Origin of the sequence: Haloarcula sp. JP-L23 (genome assembly GCF_011602445.1) — an archaeon.
Classification (GTDB): domain Archaea; phylum Halobacteriota; class Halobacteria; order Halobacteriales; family Haloarculaceae; genus Haloarcula; species Haloarcula pellucida.
Map to the genome: position 1 here is coordinate 2,946,503 of NZ_CP050014.1, position 18,636 is coordinate 2,965,138.

Below are 18,636 nucleotides of genomic sequence, written 5' to 3' on the forward strand. Positions count from 1 at the left end.
ATCGCAACGGCCAAACCGCCTCGGGCGTCAGTTGGCGTATGTCCGAGACGCCGCCGTTGCTCGTCGACATCGACGGGACGCTCACCGACGAGTCACGCGCCATCGACCCGCGCGTGTTCCCCGTGTTACGCGAGTGGCCCGAAACCGTCGTTATCGCCACCGGAAAGGCGATGCCGTTCCCCATCGCGCTCTGTGAGTTCCTCGGCATCGAACGCACCGTCGTCGCGGAGAACGGCGGCGTAGTGTTCGTCGAGGCGACCGACGAACTCCAGTTGCGCGGCGACCACGAAGCGAGTCTCGCCGTCGCGGAAGCCTACCGCGAACTGGGGCACGAACTCGGCTTCGGGGCCGTCGATCTGGCGAACCGCTGGCGCGAGACGGAGGTCGTCGTCAGTCTGAACCAACCGCTCGAGCCACTGGAACGGGTGGCCGAGGAGTTCGGCCTCGTCGTCCTCGACACCGGATTCGCGTATCACGTCACCGACCCGAGCGTGGACAAGGGGACGGGACTGGAGGCCATCTGTGCGGAACTGGAGATGGACCCGTCGTCGTTCCTCGCTGTCGGCGACTCCGAGAACGACGCCGAGGCGTTCGACGTGGCCGGGGAGGCCATCGCCGTGGCCAACGCTGACGAGACGGCGAAGGCGCGCGCCGACCGGGTGACCGAAGCCCGGTACGCCGACGGGTTTCTCGAAGCCGTCGCTCCGTACCGCCCGTAGCGGCCTTCAGGGGCGAACTGGCGACACCCGGAAATCGTCGGGGTCGTCACGGGAGTCCCCCGCTACCGTCCGCACGAGTGGGTGTCGCGCGCCCGCGAGTCCCGTGCGGCGAGTCTGGGCACGGCCCGGGCATCGTTCCGTTCACGTACATAAATCCTCGGGCGAAACTATTGTGAGAGACAGACCCATTCACCCGCTAAAACACCGGTAAGCGGCTCCAAACCCGGGGAAAGCTTTTATCTCGTCCTCCGTTACGGACTCGCATGAGCCCCGACCGGGCTGTCCTCCGGCGCGCGCTGGAGCGCGGCGAACAGGAGGGCGGCAGCGTCGAGTTCAAAGAACGGCTCACAGAGGATCTACACCTCTCGGAGGGCCGGCTCGAATCCCTGACTGCGCAACTTCGCCACCGCGTCCTCTCGGGCGACGGTGAGGCGACCTACGTCGTCGGCGTCACCGACGACGGCGGCCTCGCCGGTATCGCTCCCGAGGAGTTCTCTGAGTCGATGGACGTGTTGAGCCTACTGGCCGAGGAGGCCGGTGCCCACATCGAAGACGTCCAGACGTGGGGCACAGACGGCGTCCCGGAGACGGACTCGGCAGGCGGTGGTGACGGCCCAGAAGGCATCGTCGGGGTCGCCACCGTCAGAGAGGGCGCCGTTCTCGAAGACGACGACCACATCGTCGTCGGGACCGCCGGTCACGTCGACCACGGCAAGTCCACGCTCGTCGGGTCGCTCGTCACCGGCGAGGCCGACGACGGCGAGGGTAACACGCGCGGCTTCCTCGACGTCCAGCCCCACGAGGTCGAACGCGGCCTCTCGGCGGACCTCTCCTATGGCGTCTACGGCTTCGACGAGGACGGACCGGTCCGGATGGACAACCCGCATCGGAAAAGTGACCGCGCACGCGTAGTGGAGGAGTCCGACCGACTGGTGTCGTTCGTCGACACGGTCGGCCACGAACCGTGGCTCCGGACGACGATCCGCGGACTGGTCGGCCAGAAACTCGATTATGGCCTGCTTACCGTCGCGGCAGACGACGGCGTGACCGACACGACCCGGGAGCACCTAGGTATCTTGCTGGCGACTGACCTCCCGACTATCGTCGCCATCACCAAGACGGACCTCGTTCCCGACGAGCGAGTGAGCGAGGTCGAACGGGCCGTCGAGCGAGCGCTCCGCGAGGTCGACAAGACGCCCCTCCGGGTCGAGCGCCACGGCATCGAGGCCGCTATCGAGGAGATATCCGAGACCGTCGTCCCAGTCGTGACGACGAGTGCCGTCACACAGGCGGGCCTCGACGCCCTCGACGCGATGTTCGAGGCGCTCCCGAAGACGGCTGGCGAAGTCGGTGAGTTCCGGATGTACGTCGACCGCACGTACAACGTACAGGGCGTCGGCGCCGTCGCGTCGGGCACCATCAAGTCCGGCGAGGTCGAAGCCGGCGACGAACTCCTGTTAGGACCGATGCAGGACGGGACCTTCCGCGAGGTAGAAGTCCGATCCATCGAGATGCACTACTACCGGGTCGACGAGGCCAAAGCGGGCCGCATCGTCGGTATCGCACTCAAAGGCGTCCGCGAGGCGGACATCGAACGCGGGATGGTTTTACTCCCGCGGGACGCCGACCCGACACCCGTCCGCGAGTTCGAGGCCGAAGTGATGGTGCTGAACCACCCCACACGCATCGGCGACGGCTACGAACCGGTCGTCCACCTCGAAACGATCAGTGAAGCGGCGGCGTTCCACCCGGAGGACGGCCAACTCCTCCCCGGCGACGCCGGCGAGACCACCGTCGAGTTCAAGTTCCGGTCGTACCTCGTCGAGGAGGGCCAGAAGTTCGTCTTCCGAGAAGGGCGGTCGAAAGGCGTCGGCACTGTCACCGATATCGTCACAGACTGACTCCGTTAGGAACGACGCCGTTATTCGTCGGTCGTTTTCGCCGTGACGTGGATATGCACGTCTTCGGCGCGAGCGGACGCTGGTCTGTCCGCCCCAGATGCCCGACGGGACGCCGACGAACCTCGGTCGCTCGGCCAGTCCGGCGACCGCCTGCTATGGGCACCTGATGGCCCACGCCACCCCCGAGTAGGCGGTCTCGAACGTACATTCGGGCGGATACCGGCTGTGTTGCCGGACTGTACGGCGGATCGCCGTGCCAGACGGGCATACTCGTGCGAACTCGACAGTCGGTAGTAGTACATCGAAGAGCCGACGTCGACGAGGTCCTGTGGCGGACCCGAGACGGGACACTACGGCGCCTCGAAGCCTGCGTCCGTGTGCCGTGCCGCCCCGAACACTGCCGCCCACGCCAGCAGGTGTTCGACCCGCGTGCGCCAGACGGATTCCCAGTTGGCGCGGCGTTCGCGCTCCCAGCGGGGGACGATGTCCCGGACGGCTTCGAAGGCGTCGTCGGCCGTTCGTGGGTCGGTGCCGAGTACGTCCAGTACCTCGGCGGCGCCGAAGACGTTCTCTCGGAACGTCGCCGCCAGCGTGTCTCGCTCCAGATCAGTCCGCGTCCGGTAGTACCCTCTGTCGCTCTCTTCGAGGAGGCCCAGCGCTCGCAGAAACGTCAGGTACTCGCGGGCCGTCTCGCGGTCCGGGACGTCTGTCGTCCGCTGGATGGCCCGACAGCAGTCCGCCTCGTCGTCCGGGACCAGCGGAATCGCCGCCCGCGCGTCCGCGAGGAACGACAGCGACCGCGCCGGCGGGGCCACCTTGTACCGCATCAGAGTCCGAAGCTCTCGGCCAACACGTCCTCGCGGGTCTCACCGACGACGTGTGTCTCGCCGCCGACGACGTCGATAGTGACCTGTGCCGGTCCGAACAGCCCCACGGGGAGGTCGGCGAAGTCCCAGTCGGCGTCCTCGAAGACGGCCGCCAGCGGTTCACCGTACTCGGCCCCTGCCACGGAGGCCACCTCCTCGAACCGGTCGAACGACTCGTCGACGGTGAGGTGGACCTCGCCGCCGTAGGCCAGTGCGTCCGTCGTCCGGGCCATCGCCGTCGCCTCGTCGCCGGCGACGGGCGCGACCGGAGCGCGAGCGGTCGCCGAGAGCACCGAGACGGGGTCGAAGCCCAGTTCGGCCAGCCGGAAGACGGCCAGTTCGGCCGCGCGGGCGGCGGCGGCGACGCTCCCGGTGACACTCGCCGTCGAGAACGCCGGGAGGAACACGCCCGTCTCGGGGACGCCGGTACGCTCTGCGACCTGTGCAGCGACGGCTTCGTCGGGCAGTTGCGCCGTCTCGACGGCGAGGACGGCGAAGTCGGCCTCCTCTCGGTACCCGATACGTTGGAACGCCTCCTCCTCGGCGACCAGCGCGCGGGCCGGGCCGCTCCCGAGGCCCTCGAAGCCGTCGACCGAGAGCTCCCAGCCACCCTTCTGCGAACACAGCAGGGCCAGCGCCGGGTGGTCCGTCGAGAGTTCCACGTGTGTCAGCGGCGCGCCGGCGACGGTGTCCATCGTCGACTGGACCGTCGCCAGTCCAGCGGTCTGTATCTCTGCGAGCACCATCCCCGCCTCGACGGCACCGGGGACGTCGACGCCGAAGTCGAGCACCGCGGCGTCGCCAGAGAGCGCGTGTACGTCTATCGTGAGTTCGTCGGCGAAGTCGATGGCCTCGTCGACGAGTTCCGTGGCCATCCGATTGAGGCTGTCCATACGCCGCCTTTGGCAGCCTGCCTTTTAATCTCCACCTTCGGACCGCTCGCTTCGCGCCGCCCGGCCCAGTTGCGATTCGACGGCGTCGACCTTCTCGCTCGCACGCTGGTCGACGCCGCGCTTGTTGTCTATCTTCAGGAACGTCTCGACGCGGTCGGACTGCGCGCCGACGGCCTCGTGTGCGGCGTGGGCCGCCGCGAACAGTTCCTCGCTGTCCTCGGCCTCGATGATTGTCCCCATCGGCGTCGTCTCGTACTCGACGTCGAACGCCTCTAAGGCCGCGACGGCGTCGGCGACGTAGGGGGCCATGCTCTCTTCGACGACCGGTGCGACGGACAGGAACCCGATACAGGTCATACGTGGCAATCGGGTAGGGGACACCCTAACAGTGGCGTTCGCGACCTCGAACCTAGATTTATTATACAGCCGACAGAAAAAACCATTGTCGTGAGCGATACCCGCCCAACTGTCCTCGTCGTCGAGGACGACACACCCCTCCGTGAGACCTACGCCCGCGTCCTCTCACAGTCCTACGACGTGTCGACCGCCGCGACTGCAGCGATGGCTATCGACCGTCTCGGAGACGGGACCGACATCCTCCTCCTCGACCGCGCACTTCCCGACGCCGACGGCGAAGACGTCCTCCGAGAGGTTCAGGCCCGAAACTACCACTGCTACGTCGCGATGGTCACCGCCGTCGAACCCGATTTCGAGATCATCGACATGGGCGTCGACGACTACCTCGTCAAACCGGTGACCACCGATGCGATTCGAGACGCCGTCGAACGACTGCTGTCGCTGGCCGAATACGACGAGATCTACAGGGAGTTGAGTCAGAAGCGCGTGAAACGCAACGTCCTCGAACAGGAGAAAGCACCGTCGGAACTCGACGAAAGCGAGGAGTTCCGCCGCCTGCAGGCGGACATCGAGCGTTTAGAAGCCCAACTCGAAGAGATAGCCGACGAGTGTGCGGACGTAGAACGCGAACTAGAACAGTAGGCACGCGGTACCGACGCTCGCGTGATGGCACGTAGCGCGACCGCTTGTCGGTTGGAATTTGGAGAAATGCGCTGGCTGGGATTTGAACCCAGGTTGTGACCATGGCAAGGTCACGTGATACCAACTACACTACCAGCGCCCAGCGTGGCGCACCGCGCCTCTCTGCATTCTAATCTGGCGGGGGTGATAGTAAAAAGCCTTCCGTTTTCCGAGCCCAATCGTGGGACGTGAGGGCATTCGGCGCATATATTTCCCGGGAGTGAATAGCACGCCACGACCTTTCGGAACCGGCAAGGCCCGTGCAGGCGGTTCACGGGCGAGGGGCTGTGACGGGCCGTGTGAACGCGTCCCAACGCGTGCGCGAAGCGGGGTCTTTTTACCGTAGGGACGGAGATGTATCGGCACAGTCTAGTGGCGTGACGTGGAAGCGTCACGGCATGACGACCAGCGTACTCGTGCCCGATTCCCTCACACGGGAAGCCGAGGACCGCCGCGAGGCGACTCGAAAGCTCGGATACGTGGCCCGCGCGGCCACGGTGTTCCGGGTCGACCGGCTGACGGTGTTCCCCGACCCAGACGGGGCGGGGAAGTGGGAAGACGGGTTCGTCGAAACCGTGCTGCGGTACGCCGCGACGCCGCCACACCTCCGAAAGGAGATGTGGGGCAAGCGGGACGAACTAGAGTACGTCGGCGTCCTGCCGCCGCTCCGCGTGCGTTCACAGACCGGCTCCGGATCTGAGGGTTCGGGGTCGTTAAGACAGGGAATCGTGACCGAGGTCGGAGCTGATGGGCGCGTCCGGGTCAATTGCGGCATGCAACACCCGATCTCCCTCCCCGTTCCAGACGGTCTGGACGTGGGTCAGGGGGAGCGCGTGACCGTCAGGGTCTCTTCGCGACGGCCGGTCCGGGCGAAACTCGTCGACCACCCCACGCCGGGGTTCGACGTCGTTTCCGCGGACCTCGATGCAGCACTCTCGCGTGACGACGCCGGGCTCACCATCGCCTCTTCGAGGTACGGAGAGCCGGCGACGACACACCGTCTCGGCCGTCTGGCCGAGCGACGGGACGCCGAGGGCGGCATGACAGTCGCCTTCGGAGCCCCCGAGCGTGGGTTACCGTCGATACTCGACGTGGACCCGGGCTCCGTCGGACGAGACCAGACAGACGACGACCCCACAGGGTTCGACCTCTGGCTGAATACGGTTCCGAACCAGGGCAGCGAGGTCGTGCGAACGGAAGAAGCACTGTTCGCCTCCCTCGCCTGTCTAACCCTCACGGAGTAAACGTATGCCACAATCAAGCAGACCACGCAAAGGCTCGCTGGGCTTCGGCCCGCGCAAGCGCTCGACGAGCGAGACGCCGCGCTTCAACAGCTGGCCGTCCGACGACGGCCAGCCCGGCGTTCAAGGGTTCGCCGGCTACAAGGCGGGCATGACTCACGTCGTGCTCGTCAACGACGAACCCAACTCCCCACGCGAGGGGATGGAAGAGACCGTCCCGGTGACGGTCGTCGAGACGCCGCCGATGCGCGCCGTCGCCCTGCGAGCGTACGAAGATACGCCGTACGGCAAGCGTCCGCTGACGGAGGTCTGGACGGACGAGTTCCACGGGGAACTCGACCGGACACTGAACCTTCCGGAGGACCACGACCCGGACGCTGCAGAGGAACAGGTACGCGACGCACTCGAGGCCGGAAACCTCGGGGACGTGCGTCTCATCACGCACACCGTCCCCGACGCCGTCCCGAGCGTCCCGAAGAAAAAGCCCGACGTGATGGAGACTCGCGTCGGCGGTGGTTCCCTCGAGGACCGCCTCAGTCACGCCCTCGAACTCGTCGCAGACGGCGGCGAGCACTCGATGAACGACGTCTTCCGCGCCGGCGAGTACGCCGACGTCGCGGGCGTCACGAAGGGCAAAGGGACCCAGGGTCCCGTCAAGCGCTGGGGCGTCCAGAAGCGGAAGGGCAAGCACGCCCGGCAGGGTTGGCGGCGCCGAATCGGTAACCTCGGCCCGTGGAACCCCTCCCGCGTGCGCTCGACGGTCCCCCAGCAGGGGCAGACCGGCTACCACCAGCGCACGGAACTGAACAAGCGCCTCATCGACATCGGCGAGGGCGACGAAGCGACCGTCGACGGTGGCTTCGTCAACTACGGCGAGGTCGACGGCCCCTACACGCTCGTGAAGGGGTCGGTGCCCGGTCCGGACAAGCGTCTGGTTCGCTTCCGGCCCGCGGTGCGTCCGAACGACCAGCCGCGCCTCGACCCCGAGGTGCGCTACGTCTCCACAGAATCGAACCAGGGATAACCTATGCAGGCAACTATCTACACTCTGGACGGCGAGGCCGACGGCGAGGTCGACCTGCCGGACGTCTTCGAGACGCCCGTGCGACCCGACCTCATCGGAAAGGCCGTTCGCGCCGCCCAGGCAAACCGGAAGCAGGACTACGGGTCCGACGACTACGCCGGCCTCCGTACGCCGGCCGAGTCGTTCGGTAGCGGTCGCGGTCAGGCACACGTCCCGAAACAGGACGGCCGTGCCCGCCGCGTCCCGCAGGCGGTCAAGGGGCGACGCGCCCACCCGCCGAAAGCCGAGACGGACCGGTCGCTCGACCTGAACGACAAGGAACGCCAGCTCGCCGTCCGCTCGGCGCTCGCCGCCACCACGGACGCCGAACTCGTCGCCGAGCGCGGCCACGAGTTCGACCGCGACGAGGTGCCCGTCGTCGTCTCCGACGACTTCGAGGACCTCGTCAAGACGCAGGAAGTCGTCGACGTCCTCGAATCGCTGGACGTTCACGCCGACATCGAGCGCGCCGACGAGACGAAGATCAAGGCCGGACAGGGGAAGGCACGCGGCCGGAAGTACCGCCGCCCGTCTTCTATCCTGTTCGTGACCAGCGACGAGCCGTCGAAGGCCGCCCGCAACCTCGCGGGCGCCGACGTGGCGACTGCCCGAGAGGTCAACGCAGAAGACCTCGCACCCGGCGCAGTGCCCGGTCGGCTCACCGTCTTCACCGAGTCCGCACTCGAGGAGGTTGGTGAGCGATGAGCTGGGACGTCATCAAGTACCCGCACGTCACCGAGAAGGCCATGAACGACATGGACTTCGACAACAAGCTCCAGTTCGTCGTCGACGACGCCGCTGGGAAGCCCGAGGTCGCCGAGGCCGTCGAGTCCCAGTACGACGTCACCGTCGTCGACGTGAACACACAGAACACGATGGACGGCGAGAAGAAGGCCGTCGTTCGCCTCTCCGAGGACGACGACGCCCAGGAAGTCGCCTCCAGAATCGGGGTGTTCTAACGATGGGACGACGAATTCAGGGACAACGACGCGGTCGCGGGACGTCCACGTTCCGGGCGCCCTCGCACCGCTACAAGGCTGATCTTCAGCACCGGAAAGTCGAAGACGGCGACCTCGTCGCCGGGACCGTCGTGGACATCGAACACGACCCCGCTCGCTCGGCGCCCGTCGCGGCCGTCGAGTTCGAGGACGGCGACCACCGCCTCGTGCTGGCGCCGGAAGGCGTCGGCGTGGGCGACGAACTGCAGGTCGGCGTCAGCGCCGAAATCGCCCCCGGGAACACGCTCCCACTCGCGGAGATTCCCGAGGGTGTTCCGGTTTGCAACGTCGAGTCCAGCCCCGGCGACGGTGGGCGCTTCGCCCGCTCGTCGGGTGTCAACGCGACGCTGCTGACCCACGACCGCAACGTCGCCGTCGTCAAGCTCCCCTCCGGGGAGATGAAGCGCCTCGACCCGCAGTGTCGTGCCACCATCGGCGTCGTCGCCGGTGGCGGCCGTACTGACAAGCCGATGGTCAAGGCCGGCAACAAGTATCACAAGATGAAAGCCCGCGGGACGAAGTGGCCAAACGTCCGTGGTGTCGCGATGAACGCCGTCGACCACCCGTTCGGTGGTGGCGGCCGACAGCACCCCGGCAAGCCCAAATCGATCTCCCGCAACGCTCCGCCAGGCCGGAAAGTCGGGGACATCGCCTCGAAACGAACCGGCCGAGGTGGTGAGGAATGAGTTCGGAATATCAAATCGGCCACGAAGGTGAGTTCACCTTCCGAGGCCACACGCTCGACGAGCTGCAGGATCTGGAGCTCGAGGAAGTCGCGGAACTGCTCCCCGCACGCCAGCGGCGAAGTATCAAGCGCGGTCTGACCGAGGAAAAGCAGAAACTCCTCGAGAAGGCCCGCGAGGCCGAAGAGGAGGCGACGGCGAACGACCCCATCCGGACGCACCTGCGCGACATGCCGGTGCTTCCGGAGATGGTCGACATCACCTTCGCTGTCCACAACGGCCAGAGCTTCGAGCGCGTGAAGGTCGAGCCCGAGATGCTCGGGCACTACCTCGGTGAGTTCCAGCTCACCCGTACCTCGGTCGAACACGGTCAGGCCGGTATCGGAGCGACACGCTCCTCGAAGTTCGTACCGCTCAAGTAATCATGGGAATCAGCTACTCAGTCGACGCCGATCCGGACACGACCGCGAAAGCGATGCTCCGTGAGCGGCAGATGAGCCACAAGCACAGCAAAGCCATCGCCCGAGAGATCAAGGGCAAGACGGCGGGCGACGCCGTCGGGTTCCTCGAAGCAGTTATCGAGGGCGACCAGCCTGTCGCGTTCAAGCAGCACAACTCGGGCGTCGGCCACAAGAGCAAGGTCGACGGCTGGGACGCCGGTCGCTACCCCGAGAAGGCCTCGAAGGCCTTCATCGACCTGCTGGAGAACGCCATCGGCAACGCCGACCACCAGGGCTTCGACGGTGAAGCCATGGAGATCATGCACGTCGCCGCCCACAAGGTCGGCGAACAGCAGGGTCGCAAGCCCCGCGCGATGGGGCGTGCCTCCGCCTGGAACACACCGCAGGTCGACGTCGAACTCATCCTCGAGGAGGTCAGCGAATAATGGCTGACGAACAGCAGTTCATCGAGGACGGCCTCCAGCGGACCCAGATCGACGAGTTCTTCGCAGAAGAGCTCGGTCGAGCGGGCTACGGCGGCATGGACGTCGCTAAGACCCCGATGGGGACCCAGATCGTCCTGAAAGCCGAGAAGCCAGGGATGGTCATCGGCAAGGGCGGGAAGAACATCCGCAAGATCACGACGGAACTCGAAGACCGATTCGACCTCGACGACCCGCAGATCGACGTGCAGGAAGTCGAGGAACCGGACCTCAACGCCCGCATCGTCGCGGACCGTCTGGGGAACGCCCTCGAACGCGGTTGGTACTTCCGCAAGGCCGGTCACACGACGATCGACCGCATCATGGAAGCCGGCGCGAAGGGCGCCGAGATCGTCCTCTCCGGGAAGGTCACCGGTGCACGCTCGCGCGTCGAGAAGTTCAACCGCGGCTACATCAAGCACAACGGCGAACCCGCCGAGGACATCGTCGACAGCGGCGTCGGCGTCGCAGTGATGAAACTCGGTACCATCGGCGTGCGCGTGAAGATCATTCCGCCGAACGCCGAACTCCCCGACGACTTCGAGATCTACGAGGACGTCGAGGTCGAGGAGTACGTCGCCGAGACCGACGGCGAGTCGGTCGAGGAACTCCTCGAAGGCGAACCCGAAGACGAGGGCGAAGCCGAGACGACCGAAGTCGGCCACGACGAGCCTGAGGACGTCGAGGTCGACGAGGAAGTCATCGAAGAGGAGATCGTCGAGGAGGACGTCGAAGTCCCGACCGACGACGACGTCGAGGACGTCGACGTCGACGAACTCGAAGACGCAGTCGACGAGGAACTCGACGAGGACGTCGAAGCCGAAGCAGAGGAGCTCATGGACGAGATGGACGACGAGGAGGCTGACGAAGAATGACTGTCCTCCACGTGCAGGAAATCCGCGACATGACGCCCGCCGAACGCGAGGCTGAACTCGACGACCTGAAGACGGAACTGCTCAACGCCCGGGCCGTGCAGGCCGCGGGTGGCGCCCCGGAGAACCCGGGTCGCATCAAAGAACTGAAGAAGGCCATCGCCCGGATCAAGACGATTCAGGGCGAAGAAGGCGACCTCCAGCCGGAGGACGAATAATGCCACTGACACCCGAGACGCTCCCACGTCACGAACTCGTCGGCCTCGACGTAGAGGTCGTCGCCGCGTCCAATCCGGACGCCGTCGGTATCAGCGGAACGGTCGTCGTGGAGACGACCCAGATGCTGGCCGTCGAAGGAGCCGACCGGGTGTGGCACGTGCCGAAGGACAGCGCGACGTTCGCCTTCGACCTGCCATCGGGACAGCGAGTCCGGGTGGACGGTTCGAAACTCGTCGCCCGTCCCGCTCGCCGCACAGAGAAATCAGGTGATTCCAAATGGCGCTAGGACTGAACGTACAGGAACCGGAGACGACCTGTACCGACCAGAACTGCCCGTTCCACGGAGAGCTCTCCGTGCGCGGTCAGACACTGGACGGTGAGGTCGCCTCCACCGACATGGAGAAGACCGTCGTCGTCGAGCGCGAGTACGACGTGAAGGTGCCGAAATACGACCGCTTCATGAAGCGGCGGAGCCGCGTTCCGGCTCACGCACCGGACTGTCTCGACCTCGCGGTCGGTGACACGGTCACGATAGCAGAGTGTCGACCGCTCTCGAAAACGAAGAGCCACGTCGTCGTGGCAATCGAGGACGGTGAGCAATAATGGAGGCGCTGAACGCAGACGTCACCCAGGGACTCGAGAAGGGCTCGCTCATCACGTGTGCCGACAACACGGGCGCACGCGAGCTGAAGGTCATCTCGGTCCACGGCTACTCGGGGACGAAGAGCCGACACCCGAAAGCCGGTCTGGGCGACAAGATCACCGTCTCGGTCACCAAGGGGACGCCGGAGATGCGTCGTCAGGTGCTCGAGGCCGTGGTCGTCCGTCAGCGAAAGCCCATCCGCCGTCCCGACGGCACCCGCGTCAAGTTCGAAGACAACGCGGCCGTCATCGTGGACGAGAACGAGGACCCGCGCGGGACCGAGCTGAAAGGCCCCATCTCGCGGGAAGTCGCAGAGCGGTTCGGGAGTGTCGCCTCCGCAGCGACGATGATCGTATAGAACCATGAGTGAGCAACCAGACAAACAGCGAACGAGTCAACGACGCGCCCCGCTCCACGAGCGACACAAGCAGGTTCGGGCGACGCTGTCGGCCGACCTCCGCGAGGAGTACGGCCAGCGCAACGTCCGCGTCAACAACGGAGACACCGTCGAGGTGCTCCGCGGTGACTTCGCCGGCGAAGAAGGCGAAGTCGTCAACGTCGACCTCAAAGACGCCGTCATCCACGTCGAGGACGTCACCCTCGAGAAGACGGACGGCGAAGAGGTCCCCCGCCCGCTGAAAGCCTCGAACGTTCGGGTCACAGACCTGAACCTCGAGGACGAAAAGCGGGAGTCGCGTCTCGAATCGGAGGATGATTCCGCATGAGTAACCACCAGAAGCGTCTCTCGGTCCCGAACAGTTGGCCCGTAGAGCGCAAGACGGCAACGTTCACGGTGAAGGCCGGCGCCGGCCCGCACGGTGAGTCGGGGGTCCCCCTGCTCATCGTCCTGCGGGACGTGCTGGGCTACGCCGACAACCGCAAAGAAGCGCGCTACGCGCTCAACGAGGACAACGTCCTCATCAACGGCAAGGCCGTCTCCGACGAGGAGCGCCCTGTCGGGATGTTCGACATCCTCGCGTTCACCGAGCGCGAAGAGTACTACCGCGTGTTCCCCGGCGAGGGTGGTCGGCTCGCGCTGACCGCCATCGAAGCGGACGCCGCGGAGTCCAAACTGGGCAAGATTGTCACCAAGACTCACGTCGACGGTGGCCGCGTCCAGTTGGGCCTCCACGACGGCGAGACGCTAATCGTCGAGGACGACCAGACCTACGACGGCGGTGACTCCATCGTCGTCGACAACGAGTCGAGCGAGGTCATCGCCCACTTCGAGTACGAAGAGGGCGCACTCGTCACGGCCGTCGACGGCGCACACGCCGGCGAAATCGGCACCATCGACGAGATTCAGGTCACGCCCGGGTCCGCACAGAACAACGTCATCGTCTCACAGGACGACGACGACGCTGGCTTCGAGACGGTCGAAGAGTACGTCGTCGTCATCGACGAGAACTTCACTGGCGATGCCGGATCGGCATCGGAAAACGCGAGCGGTGAAGCCGCGAGCGAGGGTGATGACGAATGAGCTCGGAGAGCGAATCCGCCGACTTCCACGAGATGCGGGAGCCGAGCGTCGAGAAAGTCGTCGTCCACATGGGCATCGGCCACGGTGGTCGTGACCTGGCCAACGCTGAGGACATCCTCGGCGAGATTACCGGCCAGAGCCCCGTCCGGACGAAGGCAAAGCGGACCGTCGGCGAGTTCGACATCCGCGAGGGCGACCCCATCGGTGCGAAGGTCACCCTTCGCGACGAGGTCGCCGAGTCGTTCCTCGAGACGGCGCTGCCGCTTGCCGAGCTGTCGGCCAGTCAGTTCGACGACACCGGCAACTTCAGCTTCGGCGTCGAGGAACACACGGAGTTCCCGAGTCAGGAGTACGACCCGAGCATCGGAATCTACGGGCTGGACGTCACCGTCAACCTCGTCCGCCCGGGGTACCGCGTCGCCAAGCGCGACAAGGCGTCGCGCTCGATTCCGTCGAACCACCGACTCAACCCGGAAGACGCGACCGCGTTCGTCGAGTCGACATTCGACGTGGAGGTCAGTGAATGAGCGAAAGTGAAACCACAGACGAGCCCGACGCCGCCGAGGCAGAGCGGACCGGCCAGCTCGAGTCCTGTCAGCGCTGCGGTCGCGAACAGGGACTCGTCGGCAAGTACGACATCTGGCTGTGTCGCCAGTGCTTCCGCGAGATCTCTCGGGGAATGGGCTTCAAGAAGTACAGCTAACCATGACAGGAAACGACCCATTCGCCAACGCGCTGTCGGCCATCGATAACGCCGAGAGCGTCGGGCATCTGGAGCAGACGGTATCGCCCGCTTCGAACGAAATCGGCTCCGTCCTCGAGGTCTTTTACGACCGCGGGTACATAGACGGGTTCACCTTCGTCGACGACGGCAAAGCCGGTGAGTTCGAGGTCGAACTGAAAGGTGCCATCAACGAGTGTGGCCCGGTCAAGCCCCGCTACTCTGCGGGTGCCGACGAGTTCGAGAAGTGGGAGAAGCGGTTCCTCCCCGCCCGTGACTACGGGACACTCGTCGTCTCGACCAGCCACGGCATCATGAGCCACTACGACGCCCGAGAGGCGGGCGTCGGTGGTCAGGTCATCGCGTACGTATACTGACAATGCCACGAGTAGAACTGGAAATTCCGGAAGACGTGACCGCCGAACAGGACCATCTCGACGTCACCGTCGAGGGGCCCAACGGCAGCGTCACACGTCGGCTCTGGTACCCCGACATCGACGTCTCGGTCGAGGACGACACCGTCGTCATCGAGTCCGAGGAAGACGACGCAAAGACGATGTCGACTATCGGTACCTTCGAGAGCCACATCGAGAACATGTTCCACGGCGTGACCGAGGGCTGGGAGTACGAGATGGAAGTCTTCTACTCTCACTTCCCGATGCAGGTCGGCGTCGAAGGTGACGAAGTCGTCATCGAGAACTTCCTCGGCGAGAAGGCCGCCCGTCGCACCACCGTCCACGGTGAGACCGACGTGCAGGTCGACGGCGAGGAACTGACGCTGTCTGGTCCCGACATCGAAGCCGTCGGCCAGACCGCCGCGGACATCGAACAGCTCACGCGCATCAACGACAAGGACGTGCGCGTGTTTCAGGACGGGGTGTACATCACCCAGAAACCGAACCGAGGTGACGCCTAATGGCAGACAACCCCGACAACAAGAGCAGCGACGCCGACGCCAACGAAGAGGCACTCACGCAGGGCGGCGCCCCCGAGGACGACGTCGAGTCGGAGCAGCCACTCGACGGCGAACCCGCCGAGGACGCCGACCAGCGAGCCGAAGAGGCCGACTCCGAGGCCGAAGACATGGAGCTGACCGACATCAGCGGCGTCGGCGACGCGAAGGCCGACTCGCTCCGCGAGGCCGGCTTCGAGACGGTCGACGACATCCGCGCCGCAGACCAGTCCGCACTCGCGGAGGTCAGCGGCGTCGGGAACGCACTCGCGGCCCGGATCAAGGCCGACGTCGGTGGGCTCGAAGTCGACACCGAGACCGAGGCCGAAGTCGAAGAGGAAGGCGCCGAGGAAGAGGCCGACGAGGACGTGGAGACGGAACTCCAGCCCCGTGGTCTCGCCGATAAGACGCCCGACCTCGACGACGAGGAGGCTCGACTGCTGGCACAGCGACACCGCGTCGGCAAGCCGCAGTTCAACCGGCAGGACCACCACAAGAAAAAGCGCGTCTCGACGTCGTGGCGCAAGCCCCGTGGTGACCTCTCGAAGCAGCGACGAGGCATCAAAGGCAAGGGCGACACGGTCGAGGCGGGCTTCCGCTCGCCGACCGCGGTCCGTGGCAAGCACCCCTCCGGATTCGAGGAGGTCCGCGTCCACAACGTGGACGACCTCGAGGGCGTGGACGGGGACGTCGAAGCGGTCCGCATCGCCTCCAAGGTCGGCGCTCGCAAGCGCGAGCGTATCGAAGAGGAGGCCGAGGACGCGGGCATCCGCGTGCTCAACCCCACCTACGAAGAAGTCGAGGTGAACGAGTAATGACGGACCTCTCCGCACAGAAGCGACTCGCAGCGGACGTCCTCGACGTCGGGAAGAACCGCGTCTGGTTCAACCCCGACCGGCAGGGCGACATCGCGGACGCCATCACCCGCGAGGACGTTCGCGAACTGGTAGATGAGGGCGCCATTCAGGCGAAAGACAAGAAAGGCAACTCCCGCGGCCGCGCCCGGGAACGCCAGAAGAAGCGCGCCTACGGTCACCAGAAGGGAGCCGGTTCCCGGAAGGGCAAGGCCGGGGCGCGACAGGACCCCAAGAAGGATTGGGAGTCGCGCATCCGCGCACAGCGGAAGAAGCTGCGCGAACTGCGCGACGACGGCACACTCTCGAGTTCGCAGTACCGCGACCTGTACGACAAGGCAGGCGGTGGCGAGTTCGACAGTGTCGCCGATCTCGAACGATACATCGACGCAAACCACGGTGACGCATAATGGCGACAGGACCACGATACAACGTGCCGATGCGGCGACGCCGCGAGGCCCGTACCGATTACCATCAGCGGTTGCGCCTGCTGAAATCCGGCAAGCCCCGCCTCGTCGCTCGAAAGAGCAACAAGCACGTCAGGGCGCAGCTGGTGACGCTCGGCCCCGACGGCGACCGCACGCTGGCGTCCGCTCACTCTAGCGACCTGGCCGACTACGGCTGGGAGGCCCCGACGGGCAACATGCCCTCGGCGTACCTCACCGGCCTGCTGGCCGGCCTTCGCGCACAGGAAGCGGGCGTCGAGGAAGCGGTGCTTGACATCGGCCTCAACTCCCCGACCCCGGAAGCAAAGTATTCGCAATACAGGAAGGCGCTATCGACGCCGGGCTCGACGTCCCCCACAACGACGACGTCCTCGCCGACTGGCAGCGCACGCGCGGTGCCCACATCGCCGAGTACGCCGAGCAGCTGGACGACCCGCTGTACAGCGGGGACTTCGACGCCGAAGACCTCCCGGAACACTTCGACGAAATCCGGGAGACCCTACTGGAAGGTGACATCGAACTATGAGTGCTGACAACGGCTGGGAACCCCGGACACGCCTCGGCAAGCAGGTTGCCGAGGGCGACATCGACTCCATGCAGGAGGCGCTGAACTCGGGGCTTCCCCTGAAAGAATCGGAAGTCGTCGACCAGCTCGTTCCCGATCTGGAAGACGAAGTGCTGGACATCAACATGGTCCAGCGGATGACCGACTCCGGCCGGCGGGTGAAGTTCCGCTGTGTCGTCGCAGTCGGCAACCGCGACGGCCTCGTCGGCTACGCCGAAGGGCGTGACGACCAGGTCGGCGGTGCCATCCAGAAGGCCATCGACGTGGCCAAACTGAACCTCATCGACGTCTCCCGTGGCTGTGGGTCCTGGGAGTGTGGCTGTGGCCGTCCCCACACGGTCGCGCTGCGCACCGAGGGCAAGGCCGGGAGCGTCGAGGTCGAGCTCCAGCCCGCCCCGCGCGGGCTGGGCCTCGCGGGCGGAGAGACCGTCCGCAAGGTGCTCGAACTGGCCGGCATCGAGGACATCTGGACCCGCTCGTCGGGCAACACGCGCACCACGGTCAACTTCGCGAAGGCGACGTTCAACGCCCTCAAGAACACCGCCGAAGCGCGCGTCCCCGAACGCACCTTCGAAAAGCGTGAGGTGATCGAGTGATGCAAGCGCTCGTTCAGATCCGCGGCGACGTGAACATGGATACGGACATCCACGACACGCTGAAGATGCTGAACATCCACCACGTCAACCACTGTACGTTCGTCCCCGATACGGACACGTACAACGGGATGGTCTCGAAGGTCAACGACTTCGTGGCCTTCGGCGAACCCAGCCAGGAGACGGTCGAACTGCTCCTGGAGACGCGCGCAGAGCCCGCAGAAGGCGACGCCGACGTCGACGACGAGTGGGTCGCCGAGAACACCGACTACGACGACATCGAGGGGCTGGCGTGGGCGCTGATCTCCGAGGAGACGACGCTGCAAAAGCAGGGCCTCTCCCCGACGCTCCGTCTGCACCCGCCGCGCGGCGGCCACGACGGCATCAAGCACCCCACCAAGGAAGGCGGTGAACTCGGGCGACACGATACCGAGGGCATCGATTCGCTCCTGGAGGCGATGCGATAATGACGAGCAAGAAACGACGACAGCGCGGTTCGCGCACGCACGGTGGCGGCTCGCACAAGAACCGACGCGGTGCCGGTCACCGCGGTGGCCGCGGGGCCGCCGGGCGTGCCAAGCACGAGATGCACAACTACGAGCCGCTCGGCAAGAGCGGCTTCAAGCGCCCGCAGAAGGTCCAGGAAGAGGTCGCGACGGTCGACGTCCGCGAACTGGACGAGGACGCGCCGCTGCTGGTCGCCGACGGCCTCGCGGAAGAGGACGGCGACGGCTACCACATCGACGCCCGAGAGGTCGTCGAGGACGCCGACGACGCCGACGTCGTGAAGGTGCTCGGCGCCGGACAGGTCCGCAACGAACTCACCGTCGTCGCCGACGACTTCTCGGAGGGCGCCAAAGAGAAGATCACGGCCGCCGGTGGCGAGACGGAACTGACCGAGCTCGGCGAAGAGCGGCAGGAAGCCGCCGAAGAAGCCGCCGAGGACGACGCGGACGACGAGGAATAA

General features: G+C 65.8%; 29 protein-coding genes, 1 tRNA gene and 1 pseudogene. 27 read left to right on the top strand and 4 right to left on the bottom strand.

What is annotated here, in order from left to right; translation table 11 throughout:
• Positions 1–38: 38 nt before the first annotated feature.
• The gene (locus tag G9465_RS15360; RefSeq protein ID WP_166971516.1) at positions 39–719 is read left to right on the top strand and encodes a phosphoglycolate phosphatase; all 681 of its coding nucleotides are present in this window, start codon (positions 39–41) and stop codon (positions 717–719) included.
• A gap of 263 nt (positions 720–982) precedes the next feature.
• Positions 983–2,620 (top strand): GTPBP1 family GTP-binding protein, encoded by a 1,638-nt coding sequence (locus G9465_RS15365; RefSeq protein WP_166971519.1) that lies wholly within the window; start codon positions 983–985, stop codon positions 2,618–2,620.
• A 350-nt stretch (positions 2,621–2,970) separates the two neighbouring features.
• Here G9465_RS15365 and G9465_RS15370 read toward each other — a convergent pair whose 3' ends face one another.
• From G9465_RS15370 to G9465_RS15380, 3 genes are read right to left on the bottom strand one after another with little or no spacing between them, the layout of a single operon-like run.
• The gene (locus tag G9465_RS15370) at positions 2,971–3,447 is read right to left on the bottom strand and encodes a hypothetical protein (RefSeq protein WP_166971522.1); all 477 of its coding nucleotides are present in this window, start codon (positions 3,445–3,447) and stop codon (positions 2,971–2,973) included.
• Positions 3,447–4,379, bottom strand: a complete 933-nt coding sequence (gene mch / locus G9465_RS15375) for a methenyltetrahydromethanopterin cyclohydrolase (protein ID WP_166971524.1) — start codon at positions 4,377–4,379, stop codon at positions 3,447–3,449. The genes G9465_RS15370 and mch overlap by 1 nt, the downstream gene beginning before the upstream one ends.
• Before the next feature lie 24 nt (positions 4,380–4,403).
• Positions 4,404–4,736, bottom strand: a complete 333-nt coding sequence (locus G9465_RS15380; RefSeq protein ID WP_166971526.1) for an MTH1187 family thiamine-binding protein — start codon at positions 4,734–4,736, stop codon at positions 4,404–4,406.
• Between the two features lie 90 nt (positions 4,737–4,826).
• On the opposite strand from G9465_RS15380, the gene G9465_RS15385 reads away from it, so the two are divergent.
• Positions 4,827–5,378: a response regulator gene (locus G9465_RS15385; protein WP_227015575.1), complete on the top strand. Its 552-nt coding sequence runs from the start codon at positions 4,827–4,829 to the stop codon at positions 5,376–5,378.
• Positions 5,379–5,445: 67 nt separating this feature from the next.
• Here the strand turns inward: G9465_RS15385 and G9465_RS15390 are convergent.
• Positions 5,446–5,517: transfer RNA gene (locus tag G9465_RS15390), tRNA-Gly, on the bottom strand.
• Between the two features lie 298 nt (positions 5,518–5,815).
• On the opposite strand from G9465_RS15390, the gene G9465_RS15395 reads away from it, so the two are divergent.
• The 24 genes and pseudogenes from G9465_RS15395 (at position 5,816) to G9465_RS15510 (ending at position 18,636) form a co-directional block, all read left to right on the top strand.
• A complete protein-coding gene (locus G9465_RS15395; protein ID WP_166971528.1) occupies positions 5,816–6,661 on the top strand; it encodes a putative RNA uridine N3 methyltransferase in 846 nt (281 codons plus the stop codon).
• 4 nt (positions 6,662–6,665) lie between these two features.
• Entirely contained in the window at positions 6,666–7,682 is a 1,017-nt protein-coding gene (gene rpl3p, locus G9465_RS15400) for a 50S ribosomal protein L3 (RefSeq protein WP_166971530.1), read from the top strand.
• 3 nt (positions 7,683–7,685) lie between these two features.
• Complete coding sequence (rpl4p, locus tag G9465_RS15405) at positions 7,686–8,426, top strand: 50S ribosomal protein L4 (RefSeq protein WP_166971532.1); 741 nt, start codon at positions 7,686–7,688, stop codon at positions 8,424–8,426.
• Positions 8,423–8,680, top strand: coding sequence for a 50S ribosomal protein L23 (locus G9465_RS15410; RefSeq protein ID WP_166971534.1), 258 nt, complete (start codon positions 8,423–8,425; stop codon positions 8,678–8,680). The genes rpl4p and G9465_RS15410 overlap by 4 nt, the downstream gene beginning before the upstream one ends.
• A gap of 2 nt (positions 8,681–8,682) precedes the next feature.
• Positions 8,683–9,405, top strand: coding sequence for a 50S ribosomal protein L2 (locus tag G9465_RS15415; RefSeq protein WP_166971536.1), 723 nt, complete (start codon positions 8,683–8,685; stop codon positions 9,403–9,405).
• The gene (locus G9465_RS15420; RefSeq protein WP_166971538.1) at positions 9,402–9,824 is read left to right on the top strand and encodes a 30S ribosomal protein S19; all 423 of its coding nucleotides are present in this window, start codon (positions 9,402–9,404) and stop codon (positions 9,822–9,824) included. The genes G9465_RS15415 and G9465_RS15420 overlap by 4 nt, the downstream gene beginning before the upstream one ends.
• Before the next feature lie 2 nt (positions 9,825–9,826).
• Positions 9,827–10,288 carry a 50S ribosomal protein L22 gene (locus G9465_RS15425; protein WP_166971540.1) on the top strand — a complete coding sequence of 154 codons (462 nt, stop codon included), beginning with the start codon at positions 9,827–9,829 and terminating at the stop codon, positions 10,286–10,288.
• Positions 10,288–11,199 carry a 30S ribosomal protein S3 gene (locus G9465_RS15430; RefSeq protein WP_166971542.1) on the top strand — a complete coding sequence of 304 codons (912 nt, stop codon included), beginning with the start codon at positions 10,288–10,290 and terminating at the stop codon, positions 11,197–11,199. The genes G9465_RS15425 and G9465_RS15430 overlap by 1 nt, the downstream gene beginning before the upstream one ends.
• Complete coding sequence (rpmC, locus tag G9465_RS15435) at positions 11,196–11,414, top strand: 50S ribosomal protein L29 (RefSeq protein WP_166971544.1); 219 nt, start codon at positions 11,196–11,198, stop codon at positions 11,412–11,414. Before G9465_RS15430 ends, rpmC begins: the two co-directional genes overlap by 4 nt.
• On the top strand, positions 11,414–11,701 hold the full coding sequence (locus G9465_RS15440) for a ribonuclease P protein component 1 (RefSeq protein ID WP_166971546.1): 288 nt from the start codon (positions 11,414–11,416) through the stop codon (positions 11,699–11,701). The genes rpmC and G9465_RS15440 overlap by 1 nt, the downstream gene beginning before the upstream one ends.
• A complete protein-coding gene (locus tag G9465_RS15445; protein WP_166971548.1) occupies positions 11,692–12,018 on the top strand; it encodes a 30S ribosomal protein S17 in 327 nt (108 codons plus the stop codon). The genes G9465_RS15440 and G9465_RS15445 overlap by 10 nt, the downstream gene beginning before the upstream one ends.
• The gene (locus G9465_RS15450) at positions 12,018–12,416 is read left to right on the top strand and encodes a 50S ribosomal protein L14 (RefSeq protein WP_166971550.1); all 399 of its coding nucleotides are present in this window, start codon (positions 12,018–12,020) and stop codon (positions 12,414–12,416) included. The genes G9465_RS15445 and G9465_RS15450 overlap by 1 nt, the downstream gene beginning before the upstream one ends.
• A gap of 4 nt (positions 12,417–12,420) precedes the next feature.
• Entirely contained in the window at positions 12,421–12,783 is a 363-nt protein-coding gene (gene rplX, locus G9465_RS15455) for a 50S ribosomal protein L24 (RefSeq protein ID WP_166971551.1), read from the top strand.
• On the top strand, positions 12,780–13,538 hold the full coding sequence (locus tag G9465_RS15460; protein WP_166971553.1) for a 30S ribosomal protein S4e: 759 nt from the start codon (positions 12,780–12,782) through the stop codon (positions 13,536–13,538). Before rplX ends, G9465_RS15460 begins: the two co-directional genes overlap by 4 nt.
• Positions 13,535–14,065, top strand: coding sequence for a 50S ribosomal protein L5 (locus G9465_RS15465; RefSeq protein WP_166971555.1), 531 nt, complete (start codon positions 13,535–13,537; stop codon positions 14,063–14,065). Before G9465_RS15460 ends, G9465_RS15465 begins: the two co-directional genes overlap by 4 nt.
• Entirely contained in the window at positions 14,062–14,241 is a 180-nt protein-coding gene (locus tag G9465_RS15470) for a 30S ribosomal protein S14 (RefSeq protein ID WP_166971557.1), read from the top strand. Before G9465_RS15465 ends, G9465_RS15470 begins: the two co-directional genes overlap by 4 nt.
• A 2-nt stretch (positions 14,242–14,243) precedes the next feature.
• Positions 14,244–14,636, top strand: coding sequence for a 30S ribosomal protein S8 (locus tag G9465_RS15475; RefSeq protein WP_166971560.1), 393 nt, complete (start codon positions 14,244–14,246; stop codon positions 14,634–14,636).
• Positions 14,637–14,638: 2 nt separating this feature from the next.
• The gene (locus G9465_RS15480) at positions 14,639–15,175 is read left to right on the top strand and encodes a 50S ribosomal protein L6 (protein ID WP_166971562.1); all 537 of its coding nucleotides are present in this window, start codon (positions 14,639–14,641) and stop codon (positions 15,173–15,175) included.
• Positions 15,175–16,026: a 50S ribosomal protein L32e gene (locus tag G9465_RS15485; protein ID WP_166971564.1), complete on the top strand. Its 852-nt coding sequence runs from the start codon at positions 15,175–15,177 to the stop codon at positions 16,024–16,026. Before G9465_RS15480 ends, G9465_RS15485 begins: the two co-directional genes overlap by 1 nt.
• Positions 16,026–16,475, top strand: a complete 450-nt coding sequence (locus tag G9465_RS15490) for a 50S ribosomal protein L19e (protein WP_166971566.1) — start codon at positions 16,026–16,028, stop codon at positions 16,473–16,475. The genes G9465_RS15485 and G9465_RS15490 overlap by 1 nt, the downstream gene beginning before the upstream one ends.
• Positions 16,475–17,037, top strand: a pseudogene (locus tag G9465_RS15495) (50S ribosomal protein L18). The gene G9465_RS15490 and the pseudogene G9465_RS15495 overlap by 1 nt, the downstream one beginning before the upstream one ends.
• Entirely contained in the window at positions 17,034–17,672 is a 639-nt protein-coding gene (locus G9465_RS15500; protein ID WP_166971568.1) for a 30S ribosomal protein S5, read from the top strand. The pseudogene G9465_RS15495 and the gene G9465_RS15500 overlap by 4 nt, the downstream one beginning before the upstream one ends.
• Complete coding sequence (locus tag G9465_RS15505) at positions 17,672–18,136, top strand: 50S ribosomal protein L30 (RefSeq protein WP_166971570.1); 465 nt, start codon at positions 17,672–17,674, stop codon at positions 18,134–18,136. Before G9465_RS15500 ends, G9465_RS15505 begins: the two co-directional genes overlap by 1 nt.
• Positions 18,136–18,636, top strand: a complete 501-nt coding sequence (locus tag G9465_RS15510) for an uL15m family ribosomal protein (protein WP_166971572.1) — start codon at positions 18,136–18,138, stop codon at positions 18,634–18,636. Before G9465_RS15505 ends, G9465_RS15510 begins: the two co-directional genes overlap by 1 nt.